Below are 17,913 nucleotides of genomic sequence, written 5' to 3' on the forward strand. Positions count from 1 at the left end.
CTATACACTGCACTTAGCTTAAACTTGAGTGTGATTAGCTCAAATATTGCTTCTTCAGATATTTTACAATTTTTTCAGATTCAAAAAGTTCTACACCAGTATTAGGATCTTTCAAATATGGCACTTGAATATTGTTCCCCATGATTTTTAACACTTGTTCACGCTTGCCACCTTTCAGGGGTACATATTTACCCGGTTTTAAGCGCATTACCGCTAATCCCTGATCTTGCCAACGTTCCTTAGCCACATTATGAAAGGTATATGCCAATTCCATTTCAGACAATGCGCTACGTACGATGCGTGTATATGGACTCGCTTCAAAACCCCATAGTTCTAAGAGTTGACTTGGAGCATCACGATGAATGACTTTACGGTGCACCCACACGCCTTGAGCCCCATTAATTAAGGTTCCAACATAGGCAACATACGGAATTTTAGGATAATTGGCATATTTCTTAGGAGTCTGACCTGTTTTGCCATAATGTTTAAATAGATGATGAATTATTTGCTGAGATTCGTACAAACGATCCCCAGTATTGTCATCCACCAAGAAAGGGAATTGCTGTTTTCCACCTAATTTCTGTACCTTTAAACGGTACTTTTTAGCCCCTTTGGGACATGGATAAACCTCATAATCCAAATTAAGTGTGGTCAAAACTTCACGCACACGACGGCAATACGGAGAACCTTCAAATTCGTACAGTTTAAGGGCTTTTTCAGGTTGTTTCGGATAAGGCGTCCCATTTGTACCACGTCCGCCCTCTGCTACGCCTGAGAGCAACGCTTGCGCCACTTTTAATTGATGCAACAACATACTTTTTTTCCTTTCTTTTTTTATTTCGTATTTTTATACAACAGCCGAGAGTCCTCAGCTGATGTTTGTATTTACTTTTTCACATTTATATCGTCGTGAGCAAGAATCACGCTTTCATTTCACGACTAAAAATTCAAACACGCTTATAAAGCAACCAATTGCTCTTTTGAAACAACGATGCCGTTATTATCAGCATAGATGAAATCACCAGACTGAATGTTTACACCACCAAAACTTAATGGAATATCTGTTTCACCCACGCCTTTGCGGTTACTTTTTTGTGGAATCGCAGCCAAAGCATGCACACCTAAATCAAGTTCGGCAATCGCATCGACATCACGCACACAGCCGTAAATAATGACACCATTCCAATGATTATTGACTGCAGATTCAGCAATCATATCGCCCATCAAGGCACAGCGCATCGACGCACCACCATCCACAACCAATACTTTACCCGTACCATCGGTTGCCAATAATTCTTTAACACGTGAGTTATCTTCAAAACATTTGACCGTCACCACCTGGCCGCCAAAACTTTTTCGTGCACCATAACTTTGAAAGAATTTACCATCCATTGATGGGATCACCACTTGTAATTTTTTGTCTAGATGATCATCAAGTAAATCACAAGTGACGAATGGAACTGTAGACACGGTATTTCCCTCATTTAATTGTTAGTATGCGTAAATTATCATAAATCTCGAACTTTTCAGTCTGAGTTTGTGCCGCCTCGACCATAGTATGAGCCACTTGCTGTGCTGTCACTGGCTTAAATTTAAAACGGTCAGGTACAAAATGCGAAAAGCGCATATAAAGTTTCTGTGTCGCATCTTCTAAACGTCGCGATTCATGACGTTCACCAAGTAGCAGCGAAGGCTTTAATATCGAAAGTTGATTTAACTTTAAGGTTTTTAAATAATATTCTAATTCACCTTTGACTCGATTATAAAAAAACGCGGAATTGGCTTCTGCACCCATAGCACTAACTATGATCAAATGGGTTTCTGTATATTCTAATAATTCAGCGAAATGCGCATTGATGCTAAAATCGATCTGATAAAAATGATCTTTAGACCCTGCTTTTTTAATGGTCGAGCCTAAACAACTAAAGGCATGACTATAATCTCGCACATCATCCTGAGTCAGGGAAAGAAAGTCACTGATCACCAATTGTTGAACTTTTGCCAGTCCATTCAGTTCATGGTCACGTTGACGTACCACAGCTGTAATATTCTTACATCCTGTATTTTGACTGAGCTGACGAACCAGCTCCCGCCCGACCAATCCTGTTGCCCCAATGACAATTGCATTCTCTATACTTTTAGTCATTTTTCATACAATCTCAATAACTTTAGACTAATCTAACGTTTTCTTTAAAATTTTTCTGCATCTAAAATGTTGTCAAAGCATGTCAAGACTTGACTTAAGCGCTTAGTTTAATCACAATATGGCACTTGTTTACGGGCTGGTGATAGTTCTTCTGATGTTGGTTTTCAGATGTAATTTCAGCCCGCCCAGACCAATCTATTTCAAGGAGTGCACGAGTGGCAAACTCTGCTCAAGCAAAAAAACGTGCTCGTCAAAACGTTAAAGCACGTCAACACAACGCAAGCTTACGTTCTATGGTTCGTACTTATCTTAAACGCACAGTAGCTGCTATTGCTGCTGGTGATTACGCTGTCGCTACAGAAGCTTACAAAAAAGCTGTTCCTGTAATCGACCGTATGGCTGATAAAGGCATCATCCATAAAAACAAAGCTGCTCGTCATAAGAGCCGTTTAAATGCACAAGTTAAAGCTTTAGCTAACTAATTTGTTGCGATGAAAAAAGCCCTTTTTAGGGCTTTTTTTGTGCCTATCGATTTTTAAAGGCAAAAAAATAAGGTCCAATAATGACCTTATTTTCTATTTACAGATTATTTATTGATCAGCCTCATATTCGTCGCTGATAAATATGTCCATAATAAGTTTTGGCTTGCTGTCAAATTTGTCCAACGTTGATTGCCACCATTGGTACAGCTATATCGAATTAAATCCGCACGGTTATTCTGCAAACGTCCCGTATTTAAATCCATACATTGACCACTTTGACGAATCGTTGTAGTCGCAGGGTCCATGGTCCAAATTTGGTTGGTTTGGTTTAACACACAACGTTCTAGCGTCACTTTAGCTGAACCACCGTTACCTGTAATGCATTGATCTGGATTTGACTTGCTGTGTACACGACCAATCGCATCATATACCCACTGTTCAGTATCATCCGCCGTGCATCCGCTTGGGCCACTGATGTATAAATTTAATGTTCCATCAGTTAAGGTTTCAGACTTCAAACAGTTGTTACCATTTTTGATCAATGTCGCCTGCTCGAACAAACCCTCTTGAGTGACTGAAAGCTTTTTCATAAATGCTTCGAGTGCGCTTTGCGCCTCAGGTACTTGATTGGTTAGGTCTTGTGCATACACATTCATCCATCGATTTAGTCGGTATGCGGTGTTTTGTTGCGACTCATAACGAGTTAATTGCTGACGCGCCACACTATTCATCAATGACTTGTCATTTTTATATGACTCATATAGCATTTTTTCAGTTGGATTTAGTGCAACAACAGCATTTGCAGCTTGCGCTTCCAAAGCACTTTCTAATTGAGGAAGTTCGATAGCACGCAAAGCACTATAACCATGCTGACGCCCAATTTTGACGGCCGGCTTGATCGCTGTGCTGTAAACTGGAATATCAATAGTTGCTAATAACTTGGCTTCTTCACCTGCTTTTTTACAATACAAATCAACTTTCTGTGGTTGATCTGCCAAAGCTAAATTGACATGCAGTTTATTGGCATTACTACCTAATCGTGCAGGTGCTAAAGCAATATTGTTGACTTTATGAGTGTATTGCACATTCAACCAACATGCCGCTTGATCTAAGGCCGTATTGGCCGCCGTTAAATCATAAACATTACCCCAGTTTGAACGTGCCGCAGGATATAACAAACCGACTTGATTGACAGGATCATAACCACCTAAAATTGTAATGACAGGCTGCCCAAAGACCCGTGGTCGTGGATAATTTTGATCTGCGTTATACCAAACTGGAGCCGTCGAATTTGGCATTTTCGGTTGTGCGACTTCCATCTCACGAGTGGTTTTGTTCCACTTTTTGTAGCCGGTAGGAGATGTTTCATCCCAGACATAACGGTCAAAGTGCGGTTGAATTTTCAGGAATGTGCTGTAACCCGTGTAGTGCGTATATCGTGATACATTACTATCGGTATATCCGCCAGACATTGCATCTTTACCGTACGGGAACATATTTTTAAAATTAGGGATCCCATTGCTACCATCCCACTTCCATGTCGCTGTCCACGATAAATTACCACGCATCATATGACGGTTGGCAATATAACCCCATCCACTATCTGCATGGTGTGCAGCCCAAAATAGATTGTCACCCACCTGACCAGGGTAATGCCCTAAACCATAATGATGGCCAATTTCATGGCTAAATTCATTCCCTACAGAATCATAAAGTGTCAGCATACCATTACCACCACTCAGGCCATGGGTATGCACACCATTGGCATAGTTCCCCTTTGTATGATGGACAACCACTGTTTGGGTTAATTGTGGCTGGCTTTGATTGGCCATAGATGCACTGGTAATACCCCAGTTGGCAAGGTTTATACCGACACTAAAGGTTGATTTACCGACATCTTCACGCATGTCTCCTGCATAAACACCACCATCTCCGGCACTTTTACTGTCATAAATAACACCTGAGGAAACCATTGCACGTGTTAACTGCATATCATCATATTGTGCAACGGTCATTTCTGCTGCAGGAATGGTTTGGAAATAATCGGTACCCGCTTTTTCAGGCTCAAGCAGCATATAGTGACCGGTAGAATTTGGCTTATCTGCCAACATACCAACACGGATATTATTTAAAACCAATTCACCTGGTGCAGCAAAATCGATTTTATCTTCAGCCAATTCACCGCTGACTTTATTTGCATCGATAAATTTTAATCTTAGACCGGGTTTAACTTCATCCCAATTGAGTTTCGTGGTCCACGCGCGTTTACTGTACCAAACATCTGGACGACCTCTTTGCCCACTCTGGTCTGAAACAGGCATTTGCGTCGGATCATCCAATGTCGCGGTACGAATTAAGCGGTTGTTTTGATAGATTTCTACTTTGAGTTGCTTGATGTTTTGCATATCAAGTGTTGGCGTCACGATAAGCAGCGCTTCTTTTTCACTGGTTAACCGTGGCATTTTCTTGGCTTCGTTCGCATTCGGATCGACGACATGACTTTGACCAAATTGAACTTGCGCTGAAAAGTTGCCGACTAAATCATTTCGTATTTCACGAACAGCATCATTTGCATCGTAGTCATAAAAGCCAATACTGGTATCATCGACTATGTCTTGGGTCGGTTCTGGATAATTTGCAGTTGATGCAGAACCACTTGAACTATCACCACCGCCTCCACCACCACAAGCAACTAACATGAATGACACAATACAAATTGATAATTTGTTATATGAAAAATCTATCACACTTTTCACTACTATTCCCCAATTAGCCACAAAAAAATCCAATAAAGAGACTTACATAAAATATATAAATCAATAAGTTACAACAAATATAATGCTATTTTCTTTTTATTAATCATTCAATTGCCGCGTTTTGTCACTTATTAACAATTCAAATTAAATCTAAATATTTAGTATTGGCTGAATCACGATTGCTGTGACAGGTACTTCACTTATCAACTAAAATTAAGGTGTAGTCCTTTAAATACAATCGTATATTCCCGACAAAAATTGTCAGGATATTTTTAGAAACTTTGTAAATAAAAATTTTAAGAAATGGCTTAATCCCATATATTTTTTATGGTATTTTAATTTTCATCCTAGGCAGCCATTGCTGTACAAATGAAAAGAGGGATAAAAATGTCGATTAACCAATTTTTGCCATCATTAGAAAAATTTGCAGAAGCAGAACATCAATATATTGAATATTTTACATCGAAAGGTGAAAAAGACATTTTAGGTAAAGTCATTTCAAATATGAAATCGACCGCTGAGATTCAAGCCTCTCAAGGCGTAGACTCATGGTTAGCATATGGCGTGTATTTACCTGCTGTAGAACGCATCTTTGCGCTACATCAAGGGGAAACAGAAGCTGAATTTTTTGAACGCACACAATATCCAGTTGAAATCGTACAAGCGTATAGCATTAAGGATCATGACATTGCGACATTGATTGCTGCAGACAAATACAGTCGAATCCACCAACAGCACCTCCCAGTTAATACTAGCCGCTGGCCTTATAGTGACGACGGTTCAAGTATTGATTTAAATCAATACCCTGCACGAATTAAAGCCAATATTTAATCTTTTATTTAATGAAATACTGAAAACAGATATAAAAGGCATCCGCACATGGATGCCTTTTATAAATTTTTTATTATTAGCAAAATTTCTTAAAGTTGCTGCTCAGCCTGCTGAAATTCACGAATATTTAATTCATTTAGTTCACCACGCCAAATCCATTTCAGTTTTGACTCAAGGAATACATCTCCTTCAAACCAAACAAATAAACCCTCCATCATTTTCGGCCAGTCTTCGCGTGTCACGATATTTTTACCTGAAATAATGGCAAGAATTGCAGCCAAAATCGTATCATGACTCACCGCTAGACTCAGACCATAATCATTGGTTGGATGAGTGTTGTAAATCAACTCCAAAACATCTACCACCCCATGAATGGGCTGTTTCATACCCGGCAAAGCATTATTCACAAAACTATTGATAAAGCCCAAGGCACCTTGCTTTTGAAAATATGGTCCTGCTTTTTTAATATCCAGCACAAAACTTCCCGGCTCGACCAATAATCCTTGTTCAATGATCTCGATATGGTGGGTATTTGGCTCAATCGTGACGTTATCTGCACCTTGAATCATCAATGCTGCCGTATCCACACAGCGCTGAATTGGACTAGAAATACAGTGTTGAATAACACGATCGGTATTTTCAACCAAATAGCTGCCCCACGCTTCGGCTAAATCACGTCCTTGATGCGTAAGTTGTAAGTCATAACCGGCCAAACCCTGTCCTTGTACAACTTCACGAATGGAATGACGTGTAAACAATGTTACAGGCGTCTTTTCATCCGGCAATAAGTCTATTGCTTTCAGCATACTAGGAGGGAGCAAATCTAGGGCCATAATTGACAGTTCTTATATGCAGGAGATTTAACGGAGTGTGCAGACACTATAGCATGAACCCGATTTAGCTCAAGTTTTGTCAGGCATGTTTGCCAAAGCATTTAAGGCCAATTCTTTCATTTCGGCATTTTTAAATGCAATAAATCCACCATTTAATAAAGTCTTGCGCTGGTTATATAAAAAAGCGCGACCTTTAAAATCAACCAAACCACCACCAATACGCTCGATTAAACATTGTCCAGCGCTCGTATCCCATTCACAGGTAGGATGAAAACGCGGGTAAATATCCACTCGATCTTCTAACATCATACAAAACTTATATGCACTACCAGCATGGTATGCCTGATAAGGACTAAGTTTTTCTAAAGCGTCTAGATAGTGCTTATAAATCGGCTTATTTTTAGCACTTTGACTCAAGCCAACGTGTACGACATTCTCTACAGAGGTTTGAACATATTCATACCATGTGGTTGACTGGCTATCATATTTCAGCGGCAGTCCCTCAAAGGGACAAATATATACGCTGTATTCCCCAGGGATCGCCAATATGGCAAAGGTAGTATTAGCACCCTCAACCAGACTCAGATTAATGGTAAATTCAGGTCTTTTATGTAAAAACTCTTTGGTACCATCCAAAGGATCAAGCAGCCAAAATTTTTGCCATTGCATACGTTCAGACTTGTCACCTTCCTCTGACAATAAAGGCAAGCTAGAAACTTTAGATAATGCTTGGGTAATATAGCTATTTGCACGAAAGTCAGCTTGCGTTACAGGTGAATCATCACTTTTACGTTCCACATCAAAATCTGCACCTGAGCAATAACGCTGATATTCTTCTCGCAAAATTTCGCAAGCTTGTGTCACAATGGGAACCAACTGCAAAATCAGTGGGTCTTGCGGTGCTGTTGTTGTTTTAAACATAGAATACCTTTATATGCCAAATTACTCAGAAAAGCCGACGATCATTTTCGATATGGACGGTACTTTACTCGATCTTGCTTATGATGATTTCATTTGGAATGAGCTGCTGCCAATTCGTTATGCTGAACAGCATCAATGCTCACTCGAACAAAGCAAGCAAACGCTATTTAGTTTTTATCAACAGCATAATCATACCCTAAAATGGTACTCCTCTCGCTTTTGGACGTCACAAGTTGGCGTTGATGTTTTGGCAATGCAAATAGAACAAAAAGCCAAAGTGGCTAAACGCGAAGGCTGCATTAAGCTGCTTACCTATCTAAAAGAAAATGGCTATCCTATTTGGCTTGCGACCAATGCCGACTTTGCAGGCTTACAATTCAAACTCGAAGAAACCGGTCTTCGTGATTATTTTGATGTTATCGTCAGTTCAGAAACTCTCGGTCATGCCAAAGAGTTTATTGAGTTTTGGCAAATATTAGCAAGCAAACACCCCTTCTATGCAAAAAACTGTTACTTCATTGATGACACAGAAAAAGTGCTCAATGGTGCAAAACTTTTTGGGATTGAACAGCTCTATTCGATTCAGCAACCTTCATCTGCCAAAGCGCCTCGCGAGACTTGCAATTACCCAATGCTGTCCGCATTAACAGATTTAATCCCTATTTTAGAAGCTCAAACGACTGAGCAAGCCGAGGAACAGAAAAAATATGCGTAAATCAAATCTATCCGAAGATGCGGTTGGTATGCGTATAGACAAATGGTTGTGGGCTGCACGTTTTTTTAAAACACGCTCTATTGCCAAAAATGCTATTGAAGGCGGTAAAGTTCATCATAATGGCGAACGCGTTAAAGTCTCTCGTGAAGTTCGTGTAGGCATGGAATTAACCATTGCACAAGGCCTTGAGAAAAAAACCGTGGTGGTGAAAGCACTGTCGGATGTTCGTGGGCCTGCCCCAACCGCTCAGCTGCTTTATGATGAAACTGAGGTCAGTATTGCAAAACGGGAATTGCTCGCATCACAAAGAAAGTTGCATAATCTAGCTCGGCCAGATCATCGACCAAGTAAAAAAGATCGTCGAGATATTGGTAAATTTAAAAGAGAAAATGATCAACAGTTTGACCAGCAATGGTCTTATAATGATGATTAAGTTAAAAGCGTCACAACATGTCGCACCTGTTGTGATTTTCATAGAACAAAAGGATGATTTCTGTCACTATACCCTCGTGGAACAGATTTAAACTGAATACATCCACTTGAGTATATTGTTTCGTGACATCGTATTGAGGTTGTAAGATGGATGATAATAAAAGCAAGGCGTTAAATGCGGCCTTAAGCCAAATTGAAAAGCAGTTTGGTAAAAACACCGTTATGCGTCTTGGTGATAACACCGTACAGGCAGTTGAAGCTGTCTCTACAGGTTCTTTAACATTAGATATCGCACTAGGTATTGGTGGTTTGCCTAAAGGTCGTATCGTAGAAATCTACGGTCCTGAATCTTCTGGTAAAACGACTATGACATTACAAGCTATTGCACAATGTCAGAAAGCTGGCGGTACTTGTGCATTCATCGATGCTGAACATGCATTAGACCCTCAATACGCACGTAAACTTGGCGTAGATATTGATAACTTACTTGTTTCACAGCCAGACAATGGTGAACAAGCACTTGAAATTGCAGACATGCTGGTACGTTCAGGTGCCATTGACCTGATCGTTGTCGACTCGGTCGCTGCACTGACCCCTCGCGCCGAAATTGAAGGCGAAATGGGTGACTCACACATGGGCTTACAAGCTCGTCTGATGAGCCAAGCACTGCGTAAAATTACCGGTAATGCGAAACGTTCTAACTGTATGGTGATCTTCATTAACCAAATTCGTATGAAGATTGGTGTAATGTTTGGTAGCCCAGAAACCACAACTGGTGGTAATGCACTTAAATTCTATGCATCTGTACGTTTAGATATCCGCCGTATTGGTCAAGTGAAAGAAGGCGACGAAATCATTGGTTCAGAAACCAAAGTGAAAGTTGTGAAAAACAAAATGGCTCCTCCATTCCGTGAAGCGATTTTCCAAATTCTTTATGGTAAAGGCGTGAACCATTTAGGTGAGCTTGTTGACCTCGCAGTACAACAAGAAATTGTTCAAAAAGCAGGTGCTTGGTATTCATACCAAGGTGACAAGATTGGGCAAGGTAAAAACAATACCATTCGCCACTTAGAAGAACACCCTGAACTTGTGCAAACTATCGAAAAACTGATTCGTGAACAACTTCTGACTACGGGTACAGCACCTGTAGAAGACAAAGACGAAGAAGAACCAGACTTTTTAGATGCTTAATTACAGCATACTTTAATAGTAGACGAAACGCCCTACGGGGCGTTTTGTTTTGCACTCAAAATTTGTATTAAAATGACCCCATGACTAAAGACCATTTTCCACTCTTGCTCGACTACGAAGCACTAAAACAACAGTTCGCAGAAGCTGAAGAACCTACCTGCGCAAATCATACTGCACAAACTGACATTTCACATGACAATACTTCGGTGACCGATCACTCTGCGTTGCATTTTGATGCCAATGGTAAAGATGTTCATGCTGAAAAAAAACCAGGACTGCGCGGCTCTCGTTTACGCTCCTACGCCTTTGCAGTACTCACACGTAAAGAATACTCAAAAGCGGATTTAATTGAAAAATTAGCACTGTATGCGGATAGTCGTGAAGAAGTCATACACTTGGTGGAAGAACTCGCACGTGAGAACTATCAAAGCGATCAACGTGTAGCAGAAATGCTGTTGTCGAGTCAAAAGCGTAAAGGTAAAGGTCCCAACCGTATAAAGCTCGCTTTAAAAAATAAAAAAGTAGACAGTGAATTAATTCAGGATGAATTAAAAGAAACAGATTGGGTCGCCGAAGCCTACCAGCTCAAGATCAAAAAATTTGGCAAAGCTGTTGAACGTGATCCAAAACAAAAAGCCAAACAAATACGTTTTTTACAATATCGAGGATTCGATCTCGATACGATTTTTAAAGTGATTGCACGTAAAGAATTTGATGCCGAATAACAAAGATATAGATCTAAATGAAGAATTAATAAAAATAAAATAAAGAAGAATCTAGGATTAAAAAAATGAGAGGAAGTTTAATTTATTATGATTGAAACTGGTGGCAACCCTACCAGCAAGACTTCGGCACATCATATTTCTACTACCGTTGCTACCTTCCGGTCCTGGCGGGGTTTGTAGAGTACAATTGCGAAGTAACCGGCAGGGCTACCATTGCAAGAACAGAGTATAGAGATTTTTGATAAACATGCAAGCCTAAAACCAAGAATTCCTGAGTAGAAAACACTGTTTGATTATTTATAAATCAATATGATGGTCGATGATGTAGAAAACGTGAAACATCATCACTATATTTTTACTTTAATACACAACAAGATTGTAAAAGCTTATTGCAATTCAGAACTTTGGCGTTTTTAATGTGCTTATCGTTTTATCTAAAGCAGTCTGTAATAAAACTATTCAATACGGACATGCTTGCAACTACATGGAATTTTTATGATGTTTAAACAGCATGTATTGTGTGCCCTTACATTGACTTGCTCAGGTGCATTATTTGCCAATATTCCAATTGAATCTCGTGGTTTGAGTGGCGCTAATAATGGTACTGTGTATACAGCAAATAATACGGCCATTCAAACAGGTGCTGGCTCTACCCCTATTCCAACCAATTTGAATTGGCAGCTTATGCAGAAGAACCAACAGCTTGAAAATGAATTGCGTAGCTTACGCGGTAAAATGGAAGAGCAAGACAATATTATCGAACAATTAAAAAGTGAACTTACAAACCGCTATGCAGATTTAGATCAACGTTTAGAACTACTCCAACAAAAAGTAGATCCAAGTGAAGACACAGAGGCCGCGGAGGATAACCAACAAGGTACTGCACCCAGTAGCAGCTAATATAGCCCCTACACCAGCTAAACAACCTACGACCCAAGCAACATTAAGCTCATCTGCAAAACAACCTGTAAATGCAGGTGGTGACTCACTTGAGCTTGAGAAAGCAGCTTATACCGTTGCTTTAGATGCATATAAACAAGGTGGTGCGAAAAAAGCCATCGCACCGATGAAAAATTTTATTAAAAATAATCCTAACAGTGTTTATATTAGCAATGCATATTTTTGGCTAGCTGAATTCAACCTTGCTGTTGAACCGACTAACTACGCAGAAGCGAAAAAGAACTATGGTATTGTAGTAGATCAATACCCTGAGTCGACTCGTGCACCTAGAGCGTTATATCAACTGTATAGCATTGCAAAAGACGTAGATCGAAACAGCAGTTTAGCAACGCAGCTCAAAACCAAGCTTACCCAAAAGTACCCAAAATCTGAAGAAGCAGGCTTTGTTAAAAAATAGGACTTTTTTTAACGCAAAAAAAAAAGACACCTTATAAGGTGTCTTTTTTTATTCGCAGCATTTAGCGTACGATACCGCGCTTAGACTGCTCAAGTGAGTCGATCAACAATTGCGCTTCTGCCACTTCAGGCAAAATTTCAGTACGAATACGTTCAATCGCTTCATTCGTCGTTAATCCATCTTTATAGATCAATTTAAAGGATTCACGTAAACCTTGAATCACATTTTTAGACCAACCTTTACGACGCATTCCTTCAATGTTCATGGCAAAAGCATGGGCTGGATTACCAGATACCATGACATAAGCAGGTACATCTTTCAAAATAAGAGATGCACCACCAATCATACTGTAAGAATCGATTTTACAGAATTGATGAATACCAGAGTTACCACCTACGATGACATAATCACCAATGTGGACATGACCTGCAACGCCGACGTTATTAGCAAAGATATTATGATCACCTACCACACAGTCATGTGCAATATGTGTATTCACCATCAATAAATTATGACTACCAACTTTAGTTAGACCCTGATCTTGAACAGTACCACGGTGTAAACTACAGTGTTCACGAATCGAGTTATGATCCCCGATTTCTAACCAAGTTTCTTCACCAGCATATTTCAAGTCTTGGCAGACTTCACCAACACTGGCAAATTGAAAAATTTCGTTATGTTGACCAATACGGGTATAACCACCCACCACAACATGTGAATGCAGTTTAGTACCCGCTCCAATTGTGACTTGAGGACCAATAATACAATATGGTCCAATTTGCACATCCGGAGCAATTACTGCTGATGAGTCAATAATGGCGGTAGGATGAATTAATTCGTTATTGCTCATGCTGTCTCTGTTTTCTGATGCGAAACCATAATTTCCGCGGTTGCTGCGACTACGCCATCTACAGTGGCAACACAATTATATTTGTAAATGCCACGCTTTTGCATCACTAATTCTGATTTTAATACAAGTTGATCGCCTGCAACGACTTGTTTTTTAAATCGGACCTTTTCTGCACCAGCAAATAAGAACAACGAACCAGCTGAAGGTTTCTCATTATTCATAATGAAACCTAAGATACCCGATACTTGCGCCAATGCCTCAACAATCAGCACGCCCGGCATAATTGGGTATTCAGGGAAATGGCCTTGTAAAAATTCTTCGTTAATCGTTACATTTTTATAGCCTACAATCCCGTTGTCAGTCACTTCAACAACACGATCAACCAATAAAAACGGATAACGATGTGGCAAATATTCACGAATAGTCTGAATAGTCATTGGTAATTCAGGTTTTGTGAAAGCTGGGGTATTCGACTCTGTCATCATAATTATTTACGCAATTTAAATGTTGATTCAAGGGACTCAATTTGAGACTGCATATGATCAAGTCGTTTGACCAATTGGGTCAATGGCACATCTGCTAATTGTTTAAAGCGGATTGCTGCCTTTTTCCAAGAACCACTTTCAAGCATTGGCGTGCCTGAAGAATAACTTCCAGCAACGGAAATACTTTTTGTGACCATTGACATACCGGTAATTGTCACATTATCTGCAATATTAATGTGACCTACGATACCAACAGCCCCTGCTAGCACACAATTTTTGCCAATAGTTGTACTACCAGCAATGCCACATTTCGCAGCCATTGCTGTATTTGCACCAACTTTGACGTTATGTGCGATTTGCACAAGGTTATCAATAATGACACCATCTTCCAAAATTGTGTCATCTAAAGCACCACGGTCGATACTACAATTTGAGCCAATACGCACATCATTCCCGATGCGTACAGAACCTAATTGAGCAATACGATGCCATTTCCCTTGATAAGGCGCAAAACCAAACCCTTCACCACCGATCACAGTATTCGCATGGATACGTACACGATCACCTAACTTGGCTTCACCAGTAATCGTCACATGCGAATCGATAAAACAATCTTTACCAATTTCAACACCGTGATCAATCTTCACTTGTGATTCAATGCGCGTTCCTTCACCCACCACACTATTCGCACCAATCACCACATAATGCCCAATATAAGCAGTATCAGAAATGATTGCAGAAGGATGAATTTGGGCAGTACTTTCAATTCCTGTTTCTACAGATTTTTTTTCAAAAACATGCGTCAGAATAGCGAAAGCCAGATACGGATTGGGTACGACAATGAAGTTTTGCTGTGAAGGGATTTGTGACTGCATCTCTGCAGTCACAATCAGCGCACCAGCCTGAGACTGTTGAGCTTCATTCAGATATTTATCTGCGTTTAAAAATGCAAGCTGATGCGGTTGAGCACTCTCTAAACTTGCCATTCCACTGAATAGCAAATCTAGCTGGCCAATACATTGACCTTGAACAAGTTGAGCAAGCTTTTCTAAACTGAATTTTTGAGAATTCATTGATTATTTAATTGCATTAACCTTTTGAATCATTTTATCAGTTAAATCAAACTTAGGGTCATACGCAAGTGCTGAATTTTTATTCAAAACAACATCTAACTTATTTTCTGTGCGCAATTGTTCTGCAACTTGCTTGATTCGTGTATCCATCGTGCGATTTAAAGACTGAATATTCCCTTGAACCGAAGCTTGAACTTTTTGCTGTAAATCAGTCAGCTCTTTAAGTTTAGTTTGATACTGTTGACCCATTTGCTGCTTTTGCGCAGCAGTCAACTTATCACCACCCTGCTGAGCTTTTTGCTGCATTGCTTCCAGCTCTTTAGCCAGTGATTCAATTTTAGTGGTTTGTGGTTTCAACTGCTGTTGAATTTGAGCATTTTGTTGTTTTAGATAAGTACTTTGATCCACCACCTTTTCTAAATCAACCACACCGTAACCTGCTGCATTTACCACAGCAGAACACGACATACCCAATACCGCCAAACTAGCAAATAATTTATTCATCTTATCAACCTGTAATTTTGTTATTCCCAGAAGGGTCGTACTTAGAACGTACGACCAATCTCGAATTGAATTTCTTTTGTTTCATCGCCAGCTTTATCATTAAGCGGGAATGCATAACTGAGTGAAATTGGACCAATCATCGTAATCCAAGTAAAGCCTGCACCAACGCTATAACGCATATTGTTCATATCAAAGCCGTAGTTATCTTTACAGTATTGACGGTCTTCACTAGATTTAGGAACGTCACATTGCGTATCAAATACTTGCGCACCTTCAGCAAATAAAACTGGACGGACTTGACGAGCCCAATCGCCTTTAAATGGCACAGGTAAAGCTAATTCAGTACCAAATTGAATTAAAGCATTACCACCCACTTCTTCTGGATCATAGTCAACCTTATTTTGCGCATCATAATACACACCAGGATATTTAGGCCCTAAAGTACTGTTATCATAGCCACGTACCGAACCAAAACCACCTGCATAGAAGTTTTTATAGAACGGCAAATCATTACCATAGCCTAACTTACCGTAACCACGTAATACAAAGTCTTTACCCAGTGGGAAATAGGCTTGTGCATCGTAAGTGATTTTTTGATATTCAACATCACTACCTGGTAATGCAATTTCGGCATTGACGCGGTGTGACATACCCGATGTAGGGAATACCGGGCGATTCAAGGTATTGTATGACCAACCCAAGTTAAGGTTATAAGTTAAGAAATCACCTTTAAACGCACTATCGTATGATTCTTCAGGTACTGCGCAAGTGTTGTGAGTAACAATTTTATTACCTTCACTATCTAGTACAAAATCTCCATTCGCATCAGTTTTGTATACAGGCACAGTTAATTGTGAGTTACCAGACGCATCCGTAGGACAGAATGATGTGGTATCCGTCGCCTTCCCACCATTTGCTAGTAAATAATCACGCACATAAGTAGAAACATATGGGCCTGTAGTTACTTCGGTATTATCAATATTCAAGCCCATACTGATACTTTGGTTTTCATCGATCGGATAACCAAAGTTGATACCACCACCAAAACTGTCAGTGACGTAGTTGTTAACGTTATAGTCGTCATCTAACTTGGTTTTACGGTAGTACATATTATAACCACGACGTACACCATCAATAGTGAAATACGGGTCAGTTACACTGAGGTTGTAGTAATCTTGAGTCTCAGAACGTGACAAATCGATAGAAACTGCATTACCTGTACCCAAGAAGTTGGTTTGACTCAAACCTGCTTGGAAAGTTACACCGCCACTTTGTGAGAAACCAACAGCCAAAGTACTTGTACCTGAATGCTGTTCTTCAACATTCACATTTAAATCAATTTGATCTGGCGTACCCGGAATACGTGCAGGTTTAACATCAACGGTTTTAAAGAAGCCTGTACGCTCTAAACGCACTTTAGACAAATCAATTTTTTCGTTACTTGCTAATGCGCCTTCCATTTGACGCATTTCACGACGTAGAACTTCATCAGCTGTTTTCGAGTTACCTGTAAAATTAATGCGGCGAACAGTGACTTGCTGACCCGGATTCACATAGTAATTTAAATCGACCAATTTGGTGTCTTTATTGATTTCAGGAACAATGTTCACTTCTGCAAAGTAGTAACCTGCGTTACCGTATTTACGAAGTAAAAGTTGTTTAACACCATTCACTTTTTCTTGTGAATATAAATCGCCATCTTTATAGAGTTTTAAAGCGTTTAAATCAGTTTGCGTATAAAGCGTATCACCTAAGAAATGAGTTTTACCAAACTTAAATTGTTCACCTTCATCCACCGAAACTTCGATAAAGACGTGTTTTTTATCTTCACTCAAATTCAGACTTGAATTGGTAATGTTAAAGTTGATGTAACCTTTGTTGAGATACATCGCACGTAAAGCTTCTAAACTCGCAGCCATCTTTTCACGTGCATAACGGTCATTACGAGAAATGATCGAGTTCCAACCACTTTCTTTTAATGCAAAAATTTGTTTAATTTCGCTTTCTTTAAAGACCGTATTACCAATGATATTGATATCAAATACTTTGGCAGATTGGCCTTCTTCAAACTCGATTAAGACATTAACACGGTTGTTTGGTTGAGCGGTTGTAATAACTTTGACATCAGCATCATAACGACCTTGCTGCATGTACTGTTGTTCTAATTCAGTTTCAACCGTTTGCAAAGATGATTTCTTTAAAACTTCACCTTCGGACAGACCCATTTTCTTTAAGCCTTCTTCCAAGGCTTCTTTAGGAATAAGTTTATTGCCTTTTAGCTCAACTTTAGAAATTACTGGGCGTTCAACCACTGTATATACAAGGGTATTACCGACTTGTGAAGACTTCACATCATCAAACAAACCCGATGCAAACATGCTACGAATTGAGTTTGAAATGATTTGATCATTGACACGATCACCAGCGGAGAATGGGATCATTCCGGCTACATTGTCAGGAGTTAAACGCACTAAGCCATCAACACGAATATCTTGTACTACAAAATCATCTGCTGCATATACTTGTTGTGCTACGGCCATAGCACTAACCAGTGCCAATGGCATAAATAAATGTTTGTGCTGCATGCCAGTCTTTTCCGCTGTTAATTTATT

At 39.7% G+C, this 17,913-nt stretch carries 17 protein-coding genes, 1 other RNA gene and 1 pseudogene; 7 read left to right on the top strand and 12 right to left on the bottom strand.

The features are described from left to right. Positions 1–34: 34 nt before the first annotated feature. From FTT76_RS12735 to FTT76_RS12745, 3 genes are all read right to left on the bottom strand, one after another. A complete protein-coding gene (locus tag FTT76_RS12735) occupies positions 35–814 on the bottom strand; it encodes a glutathione S-transferase N-terminal domain-containing protein (protein WP_180007781.1) in 780 nt (259 codons plus the stop codon). A gap of 143 nt (positions 815–957) precedes the next feature. After that, positions 958–1,470, bottom strand: coding sequence for a ribonuclease E activity regulator RraA (gene rraA, locus FTT76_RS12740; protein WP_180007780.1), 513 nt, complete (start codon positions 1,468–1,470; stop codon positions 958–960). 10 nt (positions 1,471–1,480) lie between these two features. After that, entirely contained in the window at positions 1,481–2,146 is a 666-nt protein-coding gene (locus FTT76_RS12745; protein ID WP_180007779.1) for an NAD(P)H-binding protein, read from the bottom strand. Positions 2,147–2,361: 215 nt separating this feature from the next. Here FTT76_RS12745 and rpsT point away from each other — a divergent pair, with 215 nt between their 5' ends. Then, complete coding sequence (gene rpsT, locus FTT76_RS12750; protein WP_078188707.1) at positions 2,362–2,628, top strand: 30S ribosomal protein S20; 267 nt, start codon at positions 2,362–2,364, stop codon at positions 2,626–2,628. 104 nt (positions 2,629–2,732) lie between these two features. Here rpsT and FTT76_RS12755 read toward each other — a convergent pair whose 3' ends face one another. Then, complete coding sequence (locus FTT76_RS12755; RefSeq protein ID WP_180007778.1) at positions 2,733–5,327, bottom strand: M66 family metalloprotease; 2,595 nt, start codon at positions 5,325–5,327, stop codon at positions 2,733–2,735. A 444-nt stretch (positions 5,328–5,771) separates the two neighbouring features. On the opposite strand from FTT76_RS12755, the gene FTT76_RS12760 reads away from it, so the two are divergent. Beyond that, the gene (locus FTT76_RS12760; protein ID WP_180007777.1) at positions 5,772–6,215 is read left to right on the top strand and encodes a hypothetical protein; all 444 of its coding nucleotides are present in this window, start codon (positions 5,772–5,774) and stop codon (positions 6,213–6,215) included. A gap of 89 nt (positions 6,216–6,304) precedes the next feature. Here FTT76_RS12760 and FTT76_RS12765 read toward each other — a convergent pair whose 3' ends face one another. Both FTT76_RS12765 and FTT76_RS12770 read right to left on the bottom strand, forming a co-directional pair. Then, complete coding sequence (locus FTT76_RS12765; RefSeq protein WP_078188709.1) at positions 6,305–7,048, bottom strand: histidine phosphatase family protein; 744 nt, start codon at positions 7,046–7,048, stop codon at positions 6,305–6,307. A 69-nt stretch (positions 7,049–7,117) separates the two neighbouring features. After that, positions 7,118–7,969 carry a 3'(2'),5'-bisphosphate nucleotidase CysQ gene (locus FTT76_RS12770; protein WP_180007775.1) on the bottom strand — a complete coding sequence of 284 codons (852 nt, stop codon included), beginning with the start codon at positions 7,967–7,969 and terminating at the stop codon, positions 7,118–7,120. A 13-nt stretch (positions 7,970–7,982) separates the two neighbouring features. Here FTT76_RS12770 and FTT76_RS12775 point away from each other — a divergent pair, with 13 nt between their 5' ends. The 4 genes from FTT76_RS12775 to FTT76_RS12790 all read left to right on the top strand — a co-directional run bounded on the left by FTT76_RS12775 (position 7,983) and on the right by FTT76_RS12790 (position 11,032). Further along, positions 7,983–8,684, top strand: a complete 702-nt coding sequence (locus FTT76_RS12775) for an HAD-IA family hydrolase (RefSeq protein WP_180007774.1) — start codon at positions 7,983–7,985, stop codon at positions 8,682–8,684. Then, positions 8,677–9,117, top strand: a complete 441-nt coding sequence (locus FTT76_RS12780) for an RNA-binding S4 domain-containing protein (protein ID WP_180007773.1) — start codon at positions 8,677–8,679, stop codon at positions 9,115–9,117. Before FTT76_RS12775 ends, FTT76_RS12780 begins: the two co-directional genes overlap by 8 nt. A 146-nt stretch (positions 9,118–9,263) precedes the next feature. Then, complete coding sequence (gene recA, locus FTT76_RS12785; RefSeq protein ID WP_078193524.1) at positions 9,264–10,307, top strand: recombinase RecA; 1,044 nt, start codon at positions 9,264–9,266, stop codon at positions 10,305–10,307. Positions 10,308–10,387: 80 nt separating this feature from the next. Then, a complete protein-coding gene (locus tag FTT76_RS12790) occupies positions 10,388–11,032 on the top strand; it encodes a regulatory protein RecX (RefSeq protein WP_180004627.1) in 645 nt (214 codons plus the stop codon). A gap of 107 nt (positions 11,033–11,139) precedes the next feature. Here the strand turns inward: FTT76_RS12790 and ffs are convergent. Continuing rightward, positions 11,140–11,236, bottom strand: an RNA gene (ffs, locus tag FTT76_RS12795) — signal recognition particle sRNA small type. A gap of 291 nt (positions 11,237–11,527) precedes the next feature. Between ffs and FTT76_RS12800 the strand changes: the two are divergent. Further along, positions 11,528–12,389: pseudogene (locus tag FTT76_RS12800) on the top strand (YbgF trimerization domain-containing protein). Positions 12,390–12,450: 61 nt separating this feature from the next. On the opposite strand, the gene lpxA reads toward FTT76_RS12800, so the two are convergent. The 5 genes from lpxA to bamA are packed head-to-tail and all read right to left on the bottom strand — an operon-like array spanning position 12,451 to position 17,886. Continuing rightward, positions 12,451–13,239, bottom strand: a complete 789-nt coding sequence (gene lpxA / locus FTT76_RS12805) for an acyl-ACP--UDP-N-acetylglucosamine O-acyltransferase (RefSeq protein ID WP_168377606.1) — start codon at positions 13,237–13,239, stop codon at positions 12,451–12,453. Beyond that, positions 13,236–13,721 (bottom strand): 3-hydroxyacyl-ACP dehydratase FabZ, encoded by a 486-nt coding sequence (gene fabZ, locus FTT76_RS12810; RefSeq protein ID WP_171263789.1) that lies wholly within the window; start codon positions 13,719–13,721, stop codon positions 13,236–13,238. The genes lpxA and fabZ overlap by 4 nt, the downstream gene beginning before the upstream one ends. 5 nt (positions 13,722–13,726) lie before the next feature. After that, positions 13,727–14,797, bottom strand: coding sequence for a UDP-3-O-(3-hydroxymyristoyl)glucosamine N-acyltransferase (gene lpxD / locus FTT76_RS12815; protein ID WP_180007772.1), 1,071 nt, complete (start codon positions 14,795–14,797; stop codon positions 13,727–13,729). 3 nt (positions 14,798–14,800) lie between these two features. Beyond that, positions 14,801–15,301: an OmpH family outer membrane protein gene (locus FTT76_RS12820; RefSeq protein ID WP_180007771.1), complete on the bottom strand. Its 501-nt coding sequence runs from the start codon at positions 15,299–15,301 to the stop codon at positions 14,801–14,803. A gap of 41 nt (positions 15,302–15,342) precedes the next feature. Then, complete coding sequence (gene bamA / locus FTT76_RS12825; protein WP_180007770.1) at positions 15,343–17,886, bottom strand: outer membrane protein assembly factor BamA; 2,544 nt, start codon at positions 17,884–17,886, stop codon at positions 15,343–15,345. Positions 17,887–17,913: the final 27 nt, after the last annotated feature.

This window comes from Acinetobacter sp. YH01009 (assembly GCF_013420765.1).
Taxonomy (GTDB): domain Bacteria; phylum Pseudomonadota; class Gammaproteobacteria; order Pseudomonadales; family Moraxellaceae; genus Acinetobacter; species Acinetobacter amyesii.